Genomic DNA, 16,353 nt, shown 5'->3' with positions numbered 1-16,353 from the left:
AGGAGGAGTGCCATGAAAGTGAAGGACCTCACAATCACCGACGAACTGAAAGAGATTGTCCAGATTGGCATCGTAGTCGAAGATATCGAAAAGGCGAAGCAGGGAATGCTCGATGTCTTCGGCCTGGCGCCGGACAACGAGGGCGATTTCGTCTACAAGGAATGCTATTACCGGGGCGAGACCATCGAAGCGCCTGTTTACGCCGTGTTCTACGATTTCTTCAACGTGCAGCTGGAGTTTCTCCAGCCCGTCGGTGACCAGGATACCATCTGGAAGGATTATCTCAAGATGGGCATGCACGGCCTGCACCACATCCGCTTCGACGTGGATGACCAGGATGCCATCATCAAGCTCATGGCCGACAAAGGCATCGGCATCTGGCAGGAGGGGACGTCGCTCGTCAATCCCGCATGCCGCTTCACGTACTTTGATTCGATGGACAAGCTCGGCTTCATCGTCGAAGCCGTCACACGCGCTCGCTAAGAAGACCGATCCGAAGGAGACGCCCCATGTCGGATAAGAAAACCGTTCTGATTACCGGCGGCGCGATGGGCCAAGGCCGCACGCATGCCGTCGCATTCGCGAAGGAGGGCTACGATTGCATCCTCCTTGACATGCTCGATCCAACCGACGAACGCTTCGCCGAGACCGTCAGGATGGTCGAAGAAGCCGGCGGGAAGGCCCTCGCCATCAAGACTAACATCTGCTCGACCGACGAGATGGAAACGGCATTCGCCCGGGCTTGGGATGAATTTGGACGCCTCGACGTCGTCATCGCCAACGCGGGCATCATCAACTTCAACTACACCTGGGATCTCACCGATGCAGAAGTCGAGAAAGCGCTCGCGGTGAACCTGGAGGGCACGTGGCGCACCGATAAGTATGCCGCTCTATACATGCGCAAGCAGGGGTATGGCCGCATCATCAACATATCGTCCGTCTCGGGCTTGAAAGGCACAGCCAAACTGGCGACGTATTGCATGACGAAGTTCGGCATCATCGGCCTCACCAAGACGCTCGCCCTCGAACTTCAGCGCGAAGGGCTTCCCATCTACTGCAATGTCGTCTGCCCCACCAAGGTGCGCACCCCCATGTGCGAAACCGAGGCCTACGTTGATTTCGTCAATAGCACCATGGGCAAGAACTTCTCTTCTTGGCAGGAGATGTTCGAAGACGAGAAGAACCCCGGAGGGCTCAAGTTCCTCAACCCCGAGGACATCACGAAGATGGTGCTTTGGCTCGCCGAGTCCGACGAGGCCACGAAGTTCAACGGCCGCGAGATCGTCATCGATTTGGGAGCAATGCTCTGATCCAGCGCCTCCAAGGCGAAAAGGAAGGCGCGGCCACGGCCGCGCCTTCCTTTTCGCCCCATCTCGCTCAGGTATGCATAGCACTCACCGATGCGCAGGTTCGAACGCGTCGGCAAGCTCCCTCCCGCCCGAGCTATTCCCTGCTCTGCCGATTGGCAATATATTTGAGTACTCCCCACGTCGTATAGCCAACGATCCCCACGACGATGAGCACGGCGGGATCGTAGCCCAGCAGCAGACCTCCGAGCAGAATGACGAAGATCGCCGGGTTGAGCATCGCCGCCAGCAAAGCCACATCGATACGCGCAGGTCCGCTTCCTCGTCCCATGTCCGGGTCTCCTCTCTTTGCGGGCCCTCGGACCTGTCCGGGGGCGGAAATCCGCTGCAGGCCGGCCTCATGCGGCCCGCTGTCGAACATACCGTTCCAGTATAGGGATTCGCCCGGCGGGCGTCGATACCGTTTCCGCCGGCGCGCGGGGCGGCAGGGGGCGAGACGGGGCTCCGGGCGCGGGGCGGGAAGGGGCGACCCTCCCCGCGCCCGGCAAGCCCTGCAGGCCCTAGGCGCCCTCGGCCGCAGCCTCGGCCTCGGCCGCCGCCTCCGCGGCGAGCTGGGCGTCGTCTTTGTACCAGGCCCTTCGGCGCGCCTTGTCCCCCGCCTTCCAGGTGTAGAGCAAAAGCCCGAAGGTCACCGTGAGCACGATCAGCCCTCCGATGAAGAAGCCGTGCCAGCCAAAGCCCTCGGCCACGAGCGCCCAGCCGGTGGCCCCGAGCGCCCCGATGCCGTTGAAGACGGTGATCATCCACGAGTAGATCTTGTCGAAGTCCCGCCCGCCGAACACCTCGCGCACGAGGAAGGGCAGCATCGCAGTCGAGCAGGCGTAGGCCAGGCCGTAGAACAGTCCGCTGCAGAACATGGGCCAGATGCCCGCCTCGCCCATGAGTTGGGGCAGCCACCACATGAGCACAAGCCCGATCACGCCGCCGATGTAGCCGATAGCCTGGGCGGCCACGATGGAGCGCGACTCGACAAACCCGATGAGCACCTTGCCGCCACCCTGCCCGGCGCTCGCGAAGGCCTCAAGGGTGCCCGAGAGCAAAAGCAGTGCCACGAGCGCCTGTCCGCCCCAGCCGTCGTGGCCAAGGAACTGCACGTAGGTGGCAAAGAGCTGCGACATGGTGGTGATGGTGTTCAGAAGGCCCGCGCCCAGAAGCAGCGTCCAGAAGAAGGGCATCTTGAGGACCTCCTTGGCGCGGAACCCCGGCTCCTCGGCGGCCTGCTCGCCCGCCGCCTCGAGCTCGGCGGCCTGCGCCGCGGCGTCAAGCGGCATGCCATAGGGCAGCGTTCCGCACTCCTGCGGGGTGCGCTTGACGAAGATCGCGATGAACGGCACAGTGCCGATCGCCATCGCCACGCCGAAGATGAGGTAGAGCGTGTGCCAGCCCGCAAGCTCCGGGCCGAGCACGAACTGCCCGACGATGTTCCAGACGACCCCGCCCACGCCCGTCATCGCGAACACGATGCCGGTGACGGTGCCGTAGTTGGTGTGGAACCACCGGGAGAGGATGCCGGCGGTCATCGTGAACTCGATGCACACCAGTCCCAGCCCGATGACGAAACCCGCCACCCAGTAGCACCAGATGGCCGGGTAGAATGCGAAGCCCATGTAGGGCACGACGACCATGAGGGCCGCCGCGACGCACACCGACTTGGCGCTGAACCTGTCGAACAGGTAGCCCATGGGCGCCGCGCCCGCCATCTGGCCGAGGTAGACGAACGTGATGTAGAGCGAGACCTGCGAGACCGGTACGCCGAAGTGCTCGGAGACCGGCCGGTAGCACAGGCCCGCCGCCGTGAAGATGATGCCCACGGCGGTCAGGAGCGTGAGCGCCATGGTGACCACGACGCCGATGTGGCGGGCGGTGAGGCCCTGCCTGGCTATTTTCTCAGCTGACATGACTCCTCCTTATCGTGTTGCGGTTGCGAAGATTCCCCTTCCGCACCTCCTTCCTCGTATTCGCAGCGCAATCAACGGCCACGGCCTGGACGCTGCGAAACATCATCCTGTTGCTGAATTATAGAAAAAACCGATGATACCTACGCCTCGCTTTCTTGGATTACGGCACGCCAGGGGAAATGTACAGATGCGAAAGCGTTAATGTGTACATTCCGCCGGCGCTGTCAGCAATTCCGGGAATCATTGAAGGCAGCCTCTCCTCCAGTGCGGATCAGAAGCCGGATCGCCAAACCAGATCCATGCCCGTTCAAGCGGAGATGATCGCCCCTGTGTTGCATGCGGGCCATCTCACCTGTTCCCGAGCAACGTCCGCCTTGCGAACGGAGGAAGCGCCGCCATGTCGGCCTCCACGATGACGTCGACCGGAGTGTCCGGGGCCGTCCTGATCCATTCTGCCGTCATGCGCACCGCGCCATGGCAGTAAAGCATGAGCGCGTAGCGCTCCTTTTCGTCGAGCACCTTGCCCGTCAGCCGTTTCAGATTGGATTCGTAGTAGTTGAAGACGAGCCGGGGCTCATGCTCGAGCAGCCCCTCGCGATCGCCAACCCGATAAACCTTCGAGAAGAACCAGTCCTTCGATCTCATGATCTCAAGCTTGGTTCGCACGGCCCGCTCCCACGTCATGTCGATGCCGATACGTCCGGTCGTCCCGACGACGAGCTGACGATACATCCAGTTGACCAGGTCGTACTTGTCAAGAAAATGATTGTAGAACGTCTGGCGGGATATACCGCACTTTCGGGCGATTTCGATGACGGTGATCTTGTCGAACGACTGTCGTTCGAGGACCTCCTCGAACGCTTGCGCGATGCGCTGTTTCTGACGATCGGCCGCCGTAGGCTTCGCCGTGCGGTACAGCGACCACGCGCTAGCGGGTCGCGTCCATGGAATCTCCTGCTCGACGCGCCTCGTGTCCGACATAGCAGTACCTCCGCCCGCATCGCGCCGCAAACCGGCCCTGAGATGTTCCGTTGAGAAGCCGACTCTCGGTCGTTCGAGACAGCGGCCCGCCATGAACCCGCCGCCCAAAGCCCGATGAGATGGCCTTAGTATACCGCACGGAAAAGACTGGAGCGGGCATGCGCCTGAGTAAGAGCGATAGGAAATAGCGATGGTCGTTCGATCGTTACAACATCATGAGCAGCGCATAGGCGGCCACGCCCGACAGCGCGCACCATAGAAGCGACTTCGTCTTCCACGCCACGGCGACCACCACCGCAGCAGCAACGAGCGGCGCGGCAGCCGGCCACAGGCCCGCATCGAACATGCCGGGCGTCAGCAAATCATTGGCCACAAGCGCGGCAAACGCGGCCGGCGGGATGAAACCGAGCGCCTGTTCCACGTTTTCGGGGAGCTCTTTGCCTTTGAGCGCGAACAGCGGCAGCACGCGGCACGCGAGCATCGTGAGCGCGCAGCAGGCGAACACGATCAGGAAATCGCCCCAACCCATCGCCTCCATCAGCCGCGCTCCTTCGCCCATGAGAACAGCAGCGCACCCATGACGCCCACAAGCGCACCGATGAGGATGGCAGGTCCCGAAAGCCCGATCGTCTTGCAGGTGAACACGCCGAGCATGGCGCATGCGGCCGCAACGACATTCGCGGCGCTCGCTTTCTGCGTGGCGAGCAGGCATATGAAAATGGAGGTCATGGCGAACGATGCGATGGCCAGAGGCACTCCCACCGCATTTCCCACGAGCACGCCTACGACGTTGGAAATCGCCCAAGAACCCTGCGACATGAGGTTGACCAGCGTCGCCCGGCCCACCGACCAGCCGCCCGCCTCGAATTTCGCCGTGTTCACACCGTAGCTCTCATCGGTGACCGTGGCCGCAAACAGGAAGGCGAGGCGCTTCTTCACCCCTTCGCATCGGGGCGCGAACGAGGCGGCATACAGCATCTGTCGCGTGTTTACAAGCGAGACACTGGCCACGATGGAGGCGAGAGGAGAACCGGCCAGCCACATGTTCGGAATCATGAACTGCCCCGCCCCCGAATAAAACAGCATTGACAGCAGGAACACCTGCAGCGCGTCCAAGCCGATCGATGCGCTCAGGATGCCGCAGGGTATGCCGATGGCCACGTAGCCCAGCATGATGGGCAGCGCGGTAGACAGCGATTGTCGTATGTGATCCCCTGAAAGCACAGCTTCCCGATTATACAAGTTCCAAGCGCGGACGCAAGCAGGTTCCGTCGCCTATCGATGCATATCAAAGACGATACGAGAAGCTGCGCGAACAACCAGGCAGTCGTTTCTAGTGCAGCGCGTGTGGTATGAAAAGCCGCTGGTAGAGGTTCTTTGCATAGCGATCAGTCATGCCCGCGATGAAGTCTGCTACAGCACGCAGATCATCGCCGTCTGAAATGAGATGGTACTCCTGGGGGATCTCGCCAGGATGCTCAACATAGTGATCGAACAGATCGCTGACGAGGTGCGTCGCCTTGACCACCTCCGCCATAACCATCTCCGAGGTGTACACGCGCTCGAAGAGAAAGGCACGCAACTCCATCATGGCGGCCCAGACGTGCTCGCTCATGAGGATATCTTCCGCAGCAGCCGACGTTTCCACCATATCGAGAACGAGCGTCTCAATACGGGAAGAATGGTCGGGTCCTAGCACCGTATGCGTAGAGTCGGGCAAATCGCGTTCCGAAAGGATCCCCGCCCGAATGGCATCGTCGATGTCGTGGTTCACGTAGGCGATCCTATCGGCCGTGGCCACAATGCGGCCTTCAAGCGTCTCAGCGCGCACCTCGCCGGTATGGCAGACGATGCCGTCACGAACCTCCGGCGTGAGATTGAGGCCCTTACCGCCGTTCTCGATACGCTCGACCACGCGCAGGCTCTGCTCGTTGTGGCGGTACAGCGACATCGCCTCCGGAGAGGAGGGGTCGATGCCGCGATGACGAGCCAGGCAACTGGCAAGCGCCTCTTCCCCGGTATGGCCGAAGGGCGTGTGGCCCAGATCGTGCCCGAGCGAAATCGCCTCCGCGAGGTCCTCGTTCAGACCGAGTGCGCGCGCGATGGTACGGGCGATCTGCGCCACTTCGAGGGTATGCGTGAGGCGGGTGCGGAAATGGTCGCCCTCGGCGGCCAAGAACACCTGCGTCTTATGAGATAGGCGGCGGAACGACTTCGTGTGGAGAATCTTGTCGCGATCGCGTTGGAAATCGGTGCGCAGGATATCGGGCTCGGCCGAGCGGGCGCGCCCTTCGCTCTCATCGGCGAACGAAGCATCGGACGAAAGGATCTCGTGCTCGCGCTGCTCTTGATCCTCACGGTGAATGATGCGCATACACCCTCCTCACAACGGCTCCAGCCGAGCTGCGCGCAGGGCCGGCCTGCGACGACACGGACATTGTAGCAGAACGCGCGCGCAGAAACGGCTACGCCACCTCGCTCGGATCAAAGGCGCCGCGTTCTGTGATGATGCGCGTGATAAACCCCGCTGGCGTCACATCGAAGGCGGGATTCCATACGTCCACACCAGTAATGGGCGCTGGGAGCACCTCGGCGGGGTCGCGCTCTTCGATGGGGATGTCTGCGCCGGTGGGGATAGAGCGATCGATGGTCGACTCGGGAGCGGCCACATAGAACGGGATCCCGTGATGGCGTGCGAGCACAGCCACGCCGTAGGTGCCGATTTTGTTGGCCGTATCGCCGTTGGCCGCGATACGGTCCGCACCTACCACAACGGCGTCAACCTGGCTGCGTGCCATAAGGCTCGCGGCCATATTGTCGCAGATGAGCGTACAGGGCACCCCGATGCGCGAGAGCTCCCAGGCGGTAAGGCGAGCGCCCTGCCCCACCGGTCGAGTTTCATCGGCGTATACGCGTTCGATCCCGCCGCGCGCCGCCGCCGTATACACGACGCCGAGGGCGGTACCGAAGAATACCGTCGCCAGGCTGCCGGCATTGCAATGCGTGAGCACCCGCGCGTTCGAAGGAAGCAGTGCCGCGCCATGGACACCGAGAGCGCGGTTTGCAGCCTCGTCTTCGACCTCCATCCGCTTGACCTCGGCAAAAAGCGCATCGGCAATGTCAGAGGGAGAAGCCCCCTCGTCAGCGCGAACGCGGGCGAGCCGTTCGAGGCGACGAACGCCCCACGCCAGATTCACCGCTGTCGGCCGGGCGTCCGCAACCTCGTCGGCTATGCGGCCGAGCGCTTCGAAGAAGCGCGGACGCATCTCGCAGCATCCACCCGCCTGCAACGGAACCGCGCCTTCGTTGCAGGCCCAAAGCGTCATCGCAGCCGCCCCTGCCGCTCCAAGAGCGGGCGCACCGCGCACGGCGAGCGTCTTGATCGCCTCGACAACCGCACGCCAGTCCCCGGTGCGCGCAATATGCAGACGGGCGGGAAGCAGGCGCTGGTCGACGTATGCGAAGCCTGCATGACCGTCACCGTCGCGGACGAGTTCTACCGTGCGGGGCAAACGATCGAAGCGTGCATCAGCCATTGCGCATCCTCCCACTCATAGCGGAGCTTTTGTCTGTTTGGGCAGCGCCGCCCTGCCGCCCTAGGCGCAGCACGCAGCGTACGACGAAAAGGCCGTCTGCATGCCGAACGGTTACTGATCCGCCGTAACGTTGAGCTATTTGGCGCATGGACGTCAGACCGAAACCGTGCTCGGCGGGATCGCGCTTGCTCGTGCGGCCAGAAGGCGTCCCTTCGGGGGCGCTGTTCTCACAGCGCATACACAGCGCCTCTCCGTTCCAGTCGGCATCGAAGCGCAGCGCACGCCGGCTGCCCTCGGGCGCGCGCCAACATCCCTCCACGGCGTTCGACAGCAAGTTCGAGAGGAGCACCGCCAGATCGCCATCGCGCACGGGCAGTTTCTCGGGCACACGCACGTCGCAACGCACCTCCACACCCTGCTCGGTTGCCGCCGCGAGGTATGCCGCGCACGCGGCGTTCACCACGAGGTTTCTGCTGTAGCGCACGGGCGCGATAACGGCAAGCCCCTCGCTCAGCTCGCATGCATATGCCCTTGCACGATCCCACTCGCCCTCGGTCGCGAGCATCGCGAGCGCGTTCGCATGGTGCTTGAGGTCGTGGCGCATAACGCGTGTCGCATCCTCGCTAGCACGGATGTGGGCCAGCGTCTGCTCGGCGGCTCGCAACTGCACGTCGAGCTCGTGCGCTGCGGCCTCGTGCGCCACCATGCGCCGTCCGCGCGCCACGATCAGGGCGGCGAACGCGGCCATGGCCGCAAGCGCCGCATACTCGTTCTGCCAGAGACCGTAGAGGGGTTCGTAAGCCCCGGCGTCCAGCAAGTTCGCCGCGAATGCGAGCGCCATGGCCATTGCGGCGCACAATACGTAGGGCGCATCCGCCAACCGCGAACGCAAACCCGCGGCGGCGGCCGCCATGACGAGTGCCCACGCCGTCAAGCGGAACACGATCTGGAACGCCTCGTTCACGCCGATGAGCGCAGGAAAAGCGGGGATACCCGCCCCCACCAGAAGCCCTGAGGCAAGCGGCGCTACGGCAAGCAATGAGAACACGACTCGACGGCGTCGCGCAGAATCTGCAAGTCCTGACACGATGAGGGCCATGGCCGTCGCGCACGAAAGCACCGCCGTCCACAGCGCGTCCACGGCAGCGTGCAGCCAGGGGCCCGACCAGCCCAGCTGCCAGGCGAAGGGCTCGAAGCAGGCGCCCGACATGCACAAGCACAGAACCGCGAAGAGCACGAGAACGTGATCGTTGCGTCGTGGAGCCCATACCGCGCAGGCAAGCGCTGCAAGCACGAGCGGCGCGAAGCAGGCTGCTCCCGACGTCGCCGTGCGCACCGCTTGCCACATCCCCATAACCTGAGCCGTACCCACAACCGGCGGGTACACGAGCCCGCTGTAATAGCCGCCCGCGCTTTCAACATCAAACTCCAGCAACGCCGTACCGTCCACCACGATGCCCGCGAAAGCGCCGCTTCCTCGCGAAGCAATCTCCTCGCCGTCCACACGCAGCACGTAATCGCCGAACACTTCGGGTACGAACAGCGTGAGCGCCACCGGCTGCTGCATATCGACGGCCCGCAACGCGAGTGTATACACGGCCCGCCCATCTGGCGAGGGGCTTCCGGGCACGTAGGAGAAGTTGGAGTACTGCCCAATGAAAGTCTCGCGAACGCCGACGCCTTCGAGGTCCATGAGCCAGCCGTCGATCAGCACAAGCGGGCGATCGAGTTCGTCGCTTGTGAAAGCGAATTCGGCATCCGCGCCACGCGGGCATGAAACTGCATATTTGTTATCATAAAAGTAGCCCGCAGCGAAAACGGCCCCTGTGAGCACGAGAACGGCAATGCAAGCTGCCAGCGTACGAGTGCATCTCAACGACGACATAGCCCCTCGAACGATCCATCGGAGTAATCCTTGCCTTGTCATTGTAGCAAACCTGCAGCCCCTTACTTCCATGCTGCGCCGCTCACAGCCTGCGCACTGCTTGCCGCCTCGCTCCTGCTCGCCTGCCCTCTCCTCGCCGCAACAGCCGCTGAACCCGACGGCTCGACGGGCGAATCTTACGGCACCGGTCCGCAGATCACCGACGATGGCAGGCTGCTCGCATGGCTATACCTGCCAGAGCTGCCGAATCGCCCCGAGCTGGAGACGCTCCGCGTCGAGCGCGCCTGGGCTGACAATCCCCATGCCTGGGAGCCGCTCTACACGTTCGTTTGGAATGAGGGTTGGGCCGAGTTCGCAGCGCTGGAGGATCCATTCCAAACCATCCGCTACTATAATTACGACACGGGAGAAGACGTCCCCTTTGTCGATTACTTCGAAACCGAGTGCTCCGGCCGCTCGTTCTATCTGCGAGCCTACGCCGGCATCGTCGTCGACGGCAAGACAGCGACGCGCTCGTTCGCACCCGTGTTTTTCGTCGTGCCCGACGATGGAAAACCTGATGGACCTCCTTCCGATGCCGGGGACGGCGGAGGCAGCGGCGGCGACAAGGGCGGCATCGGTCAGGGCGAACACGAACGCCCCGTCATCGAGACGCCGAGCTTCCTTCCCTCCGAGCGATACGGCGAGAATGCGGGCGCACATGCAGGCGAAGAAGCAGAGACGGAAGCATCAGCAGAACCCGACGCGTCGAGCGAACGTTCGGAATCCAACGGATCGTCGAACAGGGGATCGGAGGGCGCTTCGGATGCTGATGACGCACAGGAAGACGCTTCGTCGGCAATCTTGAGCGCACGGCCGTTGGAAGGCAATGCTGCGCAGCCTACCGAGGCGGGCGACAGGCAAAGCACGCCATCAGAGCGCGAAGCAGCCTCTCGCCTCCCTGGAGCCCTCGTCGCGCTCGCAGTCGCCATGGCGCTCGTCTGCCTCGCGGGGATCATTCTGCGGAAAGATGCTCGAAGGGGTTAAGAAGGCGAGCAGCTCGCGTCGACGAAGTACGCGTAGTACGCCTCGGTCAGCCGCTTGCGTTCCTTTACGCGGATCGGCACGCGCGACCCATCGTGCAGGACGAAGTCGCCCTGCACGTCGGCTACCTGGTCCATGTTCACAAGGTAGCTGCGATGGCAGCGCAGAAACCGCGGATCATCCAAAGCCGCCTCCACGTCGTCGAGCTTGCTGTAGCCCTTGTGCGTCGCGCCGTCAGCCGTATGCAGGATGACAGCATGATTGCGACTTTCGACGTAGAGGATGTCGCGGTGATCGAAGTACCGCCAGGCCGACCCCGCACGGAAGGCGAGGCGCGGAGGCGACTGCTTTTCGAAGAGTTCGTCAAGCAGTTTGGAGAGCCGCGCCTCGTCGAGCGGCTTCACGAGATAGCCTGCGGCGCGCACCTCGTAGCCGTCGAGGGCGTATTCGGGCGTCACCGTGAGAAACACGAGGGGGACCCGCTTATCGACGGCGCGCACCCTCCGTGCGGCATCGATGCCCGACATGCCGCCGAGCAGGATATCGAGGAACAACGCATCGAACCGCTCGACGCCCTCCTCCATATCCTCGACGAGTCGTTCTGCGGCGTCGTACTCGAAAAACGACACGAGGAGGCCACGACGCTCCGCCCAGCGCATGACCGCATCGCGAAGCAGGGTCCGATCCCGGGCATCGTCCTCACATAGCGCAAGCTTCATCGACCTCGCGCTCCTCTCTCCTCCAACCTCGACCCCACGCGCAGCGCGTTCGGCGGCCCCTCGTCCGACCATGCACGCGTAACTGCGAAACAGCTTTTCAGTGTAGCGAAGCCCCGGCTTCGGAGCAGGCACGGTGCGAATTCGGCACTCAGGGGAGCGAATTCGGCGACAACGGGATCGGGCCCGTCGCTCGATGCGGCGGGCCCGATCGAAATGCGATGGGTTTCCCGACTAGCCGCGTATCTTCCTGCGCAGGGCGAGTGCCGCAGCGCCGGCGCCCGTCAGCAGCACAGCCGAGGTGCCCGCTGCCGTTCCAGCGCCCTGGCCGGTCTTGGGAGATTTGACGCCGGCGCCGTCGGCGGATCCGGCCTCGGCCGACGGTGCCGAACCTGCATCGACCTTCGAAGGAACGAATGTCAAGATGAGATCGGCCCCGTAGGTGTTGCCGCCCGTCTGATCGCCCAGGTTGAATATCTCGGACGTGAAGTCGAAGGCCTCAACGCCGGCAGGCTTCGTCACTTCGAACGTTTTGGCAACGCCTGCGCTGCCCGTATTCGGCCTCACGTGCACCTCGAGCGTGTTGCAGTCGGCGTACGCACCTGAAAGCACAACGAGGAATTCCATCTTCTTAGTCGCCTCCTGGGCGATCACCTGGTACGAAGGCATACCCTTCAAAGCCTCATCGTATTCGTCAGCCACTTCGGTGGTGCTAATGATGGTGAAGCTCGAAGCCGTCGTCTCGCCGAAGAGCGAGCACGAGCCGTCGCTGTTATCGGCGTTGGCGGGGCGCGAACCGATCGATCGATCCTGCGCATCCGCCAAAGGCGCAGCACCCCCGTCGGCCGTCTCGGTCGGCCCCTCGGCCTCTTCCTCCGCCCATGCGAGCACGGGCAGGGCAGCTGTCAGCATCGCGGCGCACAAAAGCGCTGTCAGTCTCTTCTTCACCGTAAAACCCTCTCTCGTCGTCGCGCTTTCGCAGAAAAGCGCTCGGCAAACCACAGCCTCCTCATACTACTGCACCCCTCCGCGCCATTCGACCCGTCGGGCGAAAGCAGCCTTGCTCTTCGCGAATTCGGGCGGGACTTTGACGTTGCGCCGTGCGCAACCGGCCTGCCGACCGCCCGGCATCATGTCGTGGGTTGGTCGTCCACCAGCACGCCGGTGACCAGGTAGCGCACCGGATCGTCGGCATAGGCCGATCGACAGGTGCTCAACTGCACGATCCGGCTGTCGGCGTCGAGCACGACACCTTCGCGCACGTTCGCCTGCGGGTCGTCGGGCGCCAGCACGGAGGCGAAGTAGCCCTCGCGCACTGCAGCGTCGGCGAAGCCGAACGAATACAGGATATGGCGGTCGTCGTAGTTGTAAGCCGCCACTACGCGGTAGGTCAGGATATGTCCCGGCACGTAGACGTAGAACAGTTCGTTCTCGGCGAAAAACGCAGGATCGCTGAAATCATGGAGCGTGGCGAACATGGCGCCGTTTGCCATGTTGTGTCCGTATAGGACCGTGACCGGGTCGGAAAAGTCCGCCGCGTTCGCCGTTTGGGAGAACACGGTGCCTGTGGCATCGTAGGCGCCGTGTCGATCGTGATCGAGATAGAAAAGATCGTCGCCCTCGCGGCGGGCCACCGGCAGATTGACGTTCGTGTTCGGCACGTAGACCCATGCATACAGGTCGGGGTTCTCCTGCCGAAGCTCCTCGAAATCGATCGGATTCAAGGGAAGGGAGTCTTCCTTGGGTTCATAGAGCGGCTCGGCGGCCGGTAGGGGCGCCTCTTTCGCTTCGCGCAGCGCCGCAGCTGCGCTCTGCTGCTGCCAGACCAGGAAGCCAACGGCACCCGTCGCCCCTAGTGCGAGCACGACGACGAGAACCGCGAGAACAACGACCGTCGCGCGGTTGCGCGCCTTACCCGAAGCCATGAAGCCCCTTCCGTCGGAATCGAAACGAACCCCTATCCTAGCCCCGGCGCTGCGCTTCCGACAATCCCCCCGGCGAAACCGGCAGTTCGGAGCGCGAAAGGGGGAATCCGGAGCCCCCCCGTCCAACAATCGGGCGGGAGATCGAACGGGAGATCCGCCCCGTGCTGACGCACCGTCCTCCCACACCGAAAACGAGGCGCCCCCGAAGGAGCGCCTCGTTCAAGCTTGAAACCGATACGCGACCGCGATCTACTTGTCGCGCGCGCCATCCATCTGCTCGGCAAGCGCCGCCTGGCCGGCCGCGAGCCGTGCGAGCGGCACGCGGTACGGGGAACAGCTCACGTAGTCGAGCCCGATGGCGTGGAAGGTCTTCACGGAATCGGGATCGCCGCCGTGTTCGCCGCACACGCCGCACACGAGTTCGGGATTGCCCTCGCGACCCAGCTCAACACCCATCTTCACCAGTTTGGCAACACCCGGATCGATGGTGGCGAAGGGGTTGTAGGGCAGCAGGCGCTGCTCGAGGTACTGCGGTACGAATTCAGCCTCCACATCGTCGCGGCTGAAGCCGAACGTCGTCTGCGTGAGGTCGTTCGTGCCGAAGCTGAAGAAGTCGGCCTGGGCGGCTATTTCATCGGCAGTGACGGCAGCGCGCGGCAGCTCGATCATGGTGCCCACAGGGATGTCCAGCTCGACGCCCTGTTCAGCGGCCACCTCGGCAATGGTCTGCTCGGCCACGCCGCGCAGCTTCTCGAGTTCGGGCACCACGGACACGAGCGGGATCATGATCTCAGGTCGCGGATCGAGGCCCTGCTTCTTCAGTTCAGCCGCCGCAGTGGCGATGGCGCGCACCTGCATGATCGGCAGGATGGGGTATACGATGCCCAGACGGCAGCCTCGCAGGCCGAGCATCGGGTTCGCTTCGCTCATCGCGTCGATCTGCTCCATGAGTCGGCGCTTCTCGGCGATGGCCGCAGCGTCTCCGCCCATGGCTTCAAGCTTCGCAATCTCCACATCAAGCGCGCGCGGGCTTTCCAGGAACTCGTGCAGAGGCGGATCGAGAAGCCGCACGATGACCGGCAGCCCGTCCATGGCCTTGAACATGCCGAGGAAATCGCCTGTCTGGGCCTCCAGCAGCTCGTTCACAGCCTTGTCTCGCACGGCGGGGTCTTCGTTCAGAATGAACGTCTGAATGATCTGCTTGCGATCGCCCAAGAACATATGCTCGGTACGGCACAAACCGATGCCCTCGGCGCCGAAGTTGCGGGAGAGTTCCGCGTCCTCAGGGTTGTCGGCATTGGCGCGCACGCCGAGCGTGCGGAATTCGTCGGCCCACTCGAGGATGGTGTCCAGGTCGCCCGTGAGCTCGGGGAGCACGAGTTCGACCGCACCCAGCACCACCGAACCGGTCGTGCCGTCGATGGAGATCATGTCGCCTTCCTTGATGACGACGTCGGTGCCCGTAACGACGGCCTGCTTCTTCTCGGCGTCGATCTTGAGCGCCTCTACGCCGCAGACGCACGGCGCGCCCATGCCGCGCGCGATAACGGCGGCATGCGAGGTCTTCCCGCCGTGCGACGTGAGGATGCCTTCGGCTGCGATCATGCCGGCAAGGTCGTCGGGGTTGGTCTCCCAGCGCACGAGCACGCACTTGCGACCTGCTTCCGCACACGCAACGGCATCGGCGGCCGAGAACACGGCTTCGCCCACAGCGGCGCCGGGGCTGGCGTTCAGGCCTTTGGCCACCACATCGTAGGAGGCGTTCTTGTCGAACTGCGGATGCAGCAGCTGGTCGAGCTGCTCGGGGTCGACGCGCATGACGGCCTCCTCCTTCGAGATGAGGCCCTCCTTCTCCATCTCGATGGCGATGTGCAGCGCGGCTGCGGCGGTGCGCTTGCCCACGCGGGTCTGCAGCATCCAGAGCTTCCCCTGTTCGATGGTAAACTCGATGTCGCACATGTCGCGGAAGTGGTTTTCCAGCGTCACGAACACTTTTTCAAGCTCGCGGCCCGCGTCCTCCAGACCGTCGACGTGCTTGAGGTCGGCGATGGGGCTCGTGTTGCGGATGCCGGCCACGACGTCCTCGCCCTGGGCGTTCACTAGGTAGTCGCCGTAGAACTCCTTCTCGCCGTTGGCGGGGTTGCGCGTGAACGCGACGCCGGTGGCCGACGTGTTGCCCTTGTTGCCGAACACCATGGACTGCACGTTCACGGCGGTGCCCAGGTCGTCGGCGATCTTGTTCTGCTTGCGGTAAAGGACCGCGCGCGGGTTGTTCCAGCTGCCGAACACGGCTTCGATGGCCAACTGCAGCTGCACGCTGGGATCCTGCGGGAACTGCACGGAGCCGCCCACCACGAGCTTCGGATACGCTGCGGCATCCACGTTCTCGGAGAAGATCTGCTTAAACTCGGCCACGAGCTCCTTGAGGTCGTCGGCCGAGAGGTCGGTGTCGGACGCGACGCCGCGAGCGTGCTTCATAGCCGTGATGGCGTTCTCGAACAGGTCGCCGTCCAGGCCCATGACCACGTTGGAGAACATCTGGATGAAGCGGCGGTAGGAGTCCCACGCAAAGCGTGGGTTCTCGGTCTGGGCGATGAGGCCGTTGATGGACTCGTCGTTCAGGCCGAGGTTGAGAACGGTGTCCATCATGCCCGGCATGGACATGGGGGCGCCGGAGCGCACGGATACGAGCAGCGGGTCGGCTGCATCGCCGATCTTCTTACCCATGCGGGCTTCGAGGTCCTCACGATAGGCCTGGATGGTGTCGAGCGCGCCCTCGGGCCAGGTGTTGTCGGCGTTGGCGTATTCCATGCACGTCTGGCACGTGATGGTGAATCCCGGAGGCACGGGCAGCCCGATGTTGGCCATCTCGGCGAGGTTCGCCCCCTTGCCGCCCAGCTGGGCCTTCATGTGCGTGTTACCCTCGGTTACGTTGTTGCCCTGTGCGTCCTTGCCGAACGCATAGACTCGTTTGACTTCTTCGGCCACCTTTTTCTCCTTTAACCGACGTATCTAACGTTTC

General features: G+C 63.4%; 15 protein-coding genes. 3 read left to right on the top strand and 12 right to left on the bottom strand.

Annotated features, from left to right (window positions below):
• Nucleotides 1–12 precede the first annotated feature (12 nt).
• Nucleotides 13–483 (top strand): VOC family protein, encoded by a 471-nt coding sequence (locus tag ABGT83_RS02885; protein WP_103264484.1) that lies wholly within the window; start codon nt 13–15, stop codon nt 481–483.
• Nucleotides 484–509: 26 nt separating this feature from the next.
• Nucleotides 510–1,310, top strand: a complete 801-nt coding sequence (locus tag ABGT83_RS02880; protein ID WP_103264483.1) for an SDR family NAD(P)-dependent oxidoreductase — start codon at nt 510–512, stop codon at nt 1,308–1,310.
• A gap of 133 nt (nt 1,311–1,443) precedes the next feature.
• On the opposite strand, the gene ABGT83_RS02875 is transcribed toward ABGT83_RS02880, so the two are convergent.
• The 8 genes from ABGT83_RS02875 to ABGT83_RS02840 form a co-directional block, all read right to left on the bottom strand.
• On the bottom strand, nt 1,444–1,638 hold the full coding sequence (locus ABGT83_RS02875) for a hypothetical protein (protein ID WP_103264482.1): 195 nt from the start codon (nt 1,636–1,638) through the stop codon (nt 1,444–1,446).
• Between the two features lie 229 nt (nt 1,639–1,867).
• Nucleotides 1,868–3,265: an MFS transporter gene (locus tag ABGT83_RS02870; protein ID WP_103265675.1), complete on the bottom strand. Its 1,398-nt coding sequence runs from the start codon at nt 3,263–3,265 to the stop codon at nt 1,868–1,870.
• 348 nt (nt 3,266–3,613) lie between these two features.
• Entirely contained in the window at nt 3,614–4,246 is a 633-nt protein-coding gene (locus tag ABGT83_RS02865; RefSeq protein WP_346685813.1) for a TetR family transcriptional regulator, read from the bottom strand.
• A 205-nt stretch (nt 4,247–4,451) separates the two neighbouring features.
• On the bottom strand, nt 4,452–4,784 hold the full coding sequence (locus tag ABGT83_RS02860) for an AzlD domain-containing protein (protein ID WP_103265911.1): 333 nt from the start codon (nt 4,782–4,784) through the stop codon (nt 4,452–4,454).
• On the bottom strand, nt 4,784–5,470 hold the full coding sequence (locus ABGT83_RS02855; protein WP_103265910.1) for an AzlC family ABC transporter permease: 687 nt from the start codon (nt 5,468–5,470) through the stop codon (nt 4,784–4,786). The genes ABGT83_RS02860 and ABGT83_RS02855 overlap by 1 nt, the downstream gene beginning before the upstream one ends.
• Nucleotides 5,471–5,579: 109 nt before the next feature.
• On the bottom strand, nt 5,580–6,620 hold the full coding sequence (locus ABGT83_RS02850; protein WP_103265909.1) for a deoxyguanosinetriphosphate triphosphohydrolase: 1,041 nt from the start codon (nt 6,618–6,620) through the stop codon (nt 5,580–5,582).
• 91 nt (nt 6,621–6,711) lie between these two features.
• Nucleotides 6,712–7,782, bottom strand: a complete 1,071-nt coding sequence (gene mtnA, locus ABGT83_RS02845; RefSeq protein ID WP_103265908.1) for an S-methyl-5-thioribose-1-phosphate isomerase — start codon at nt 7,780–7,782, stop codon at nt 6,712–6,714.
• The gene (locus ABGT83_RS02840; protein WP_346685810.1) at nt 7,775–9,658 is read right to left on the bottom strand and encodes a sensor histidine kinase; all 1,884 of its coding nucleotides are present in this window, start codon (nt 9,656–9,658) and stop codon (nt 7,775–7,777) included. Before ABGT83_RS02840 ends, mtnA begins: the two co-directional genes overlap by 8 nt.
• 39 nt (nt 9,659–9,697) lie before the next feature.
• Here ABGT83_RS02840 and ABGT83_RS02835 point away from each other — a divergent pair, with 39 nt between their 5' ends.
• Complete coding sequence (locus ABGT83_RS02835) at nt 9,698–10,693, top strand: hypothetical protein (RefSeq protein ID WP_346685808.1); 996 nt, start codon at nt 9,698–9,700, stop codon at nt 10,691–10,693.
• Here the strand turns inward: ABGT83_RS02835 and ABGT83_RS02830 are convergent.
• The 4 genes from ABGT83_RS02830 to ppdK form a co-directional block, all read right to left on the bottom strand.
• On the bottom strand, nt 10,690–11,409 hold the full coding sequence (locus tag ABGT83_RS02830) for a LytR/AlgR family response regulator transcription factor (protein WP_346685806.1): 720 nt from the start codon (nt 11,407–11,409) through the stop codon (nt 10,690–10,692). The two genes, ABGT83_RS02835 and ABGT83_RS02830, sit on opposite strands and share 4 nt — an antisense overlap.
• Nucleotides 11,410–11,640: 231 nt before the next feature.
• The gene (locus ABGT83_RS02825) at nt 11,641–12,354 is read right to left on the bottom strand and encodes a hypothetical protein (protein ID WP_346685804.1); all 714 of its coding nucleotides are present in this window, start codon (nt 12,352–12,354) and stop codon (nt 11,641–11,643) included.
• Nucleotides 12,355–12,536: 182 nt separating this feature from the next.
• Nucleotides 12,537–13,331, bottom strand: coding sequence for a class B sortase (locus tag ABGT83_RS02820; RefSeq protein ID WP_346685802.1), 795 nt, complete (start codon nt 13,329–13,331; stop codon nt 12,537–12,539).
• A 249-nt stretch (nt 13,332–13,580) separates the two neighbouring features.
• Nucleotides 13,581–16,319: a pyruvate, phosphate dikinase gene (gene ppdK / locus ABGT83_RS02815; RefSeq protein ID WP_346685800.1), complete on the bottom strand. Its 2,739-nt coding sequence runs from the start codon at nt 16,317–16,319 to the stop codon at nt 13,581–13,583.
• Between the last annotated feature and the right edge of the window lie 34 nt (nt 16,320–16,353).

It is taken from the genome of Enteroscipio rubneri (genome assembly GCF_963929405.1).
In the GTDB taxonomy this organism is placed as follows: domain Bacteria; phylum Actinomycetota; class Coriobacteriia; order Coriobacteriales; family Eggerthellaceae; genus Enteroscipio; species Enteroscipio rubneri.
Note: the sequence above shows the minus strand (reverse complement) of the source record. Positions and strands in the feature narration are given on the sequence as shown.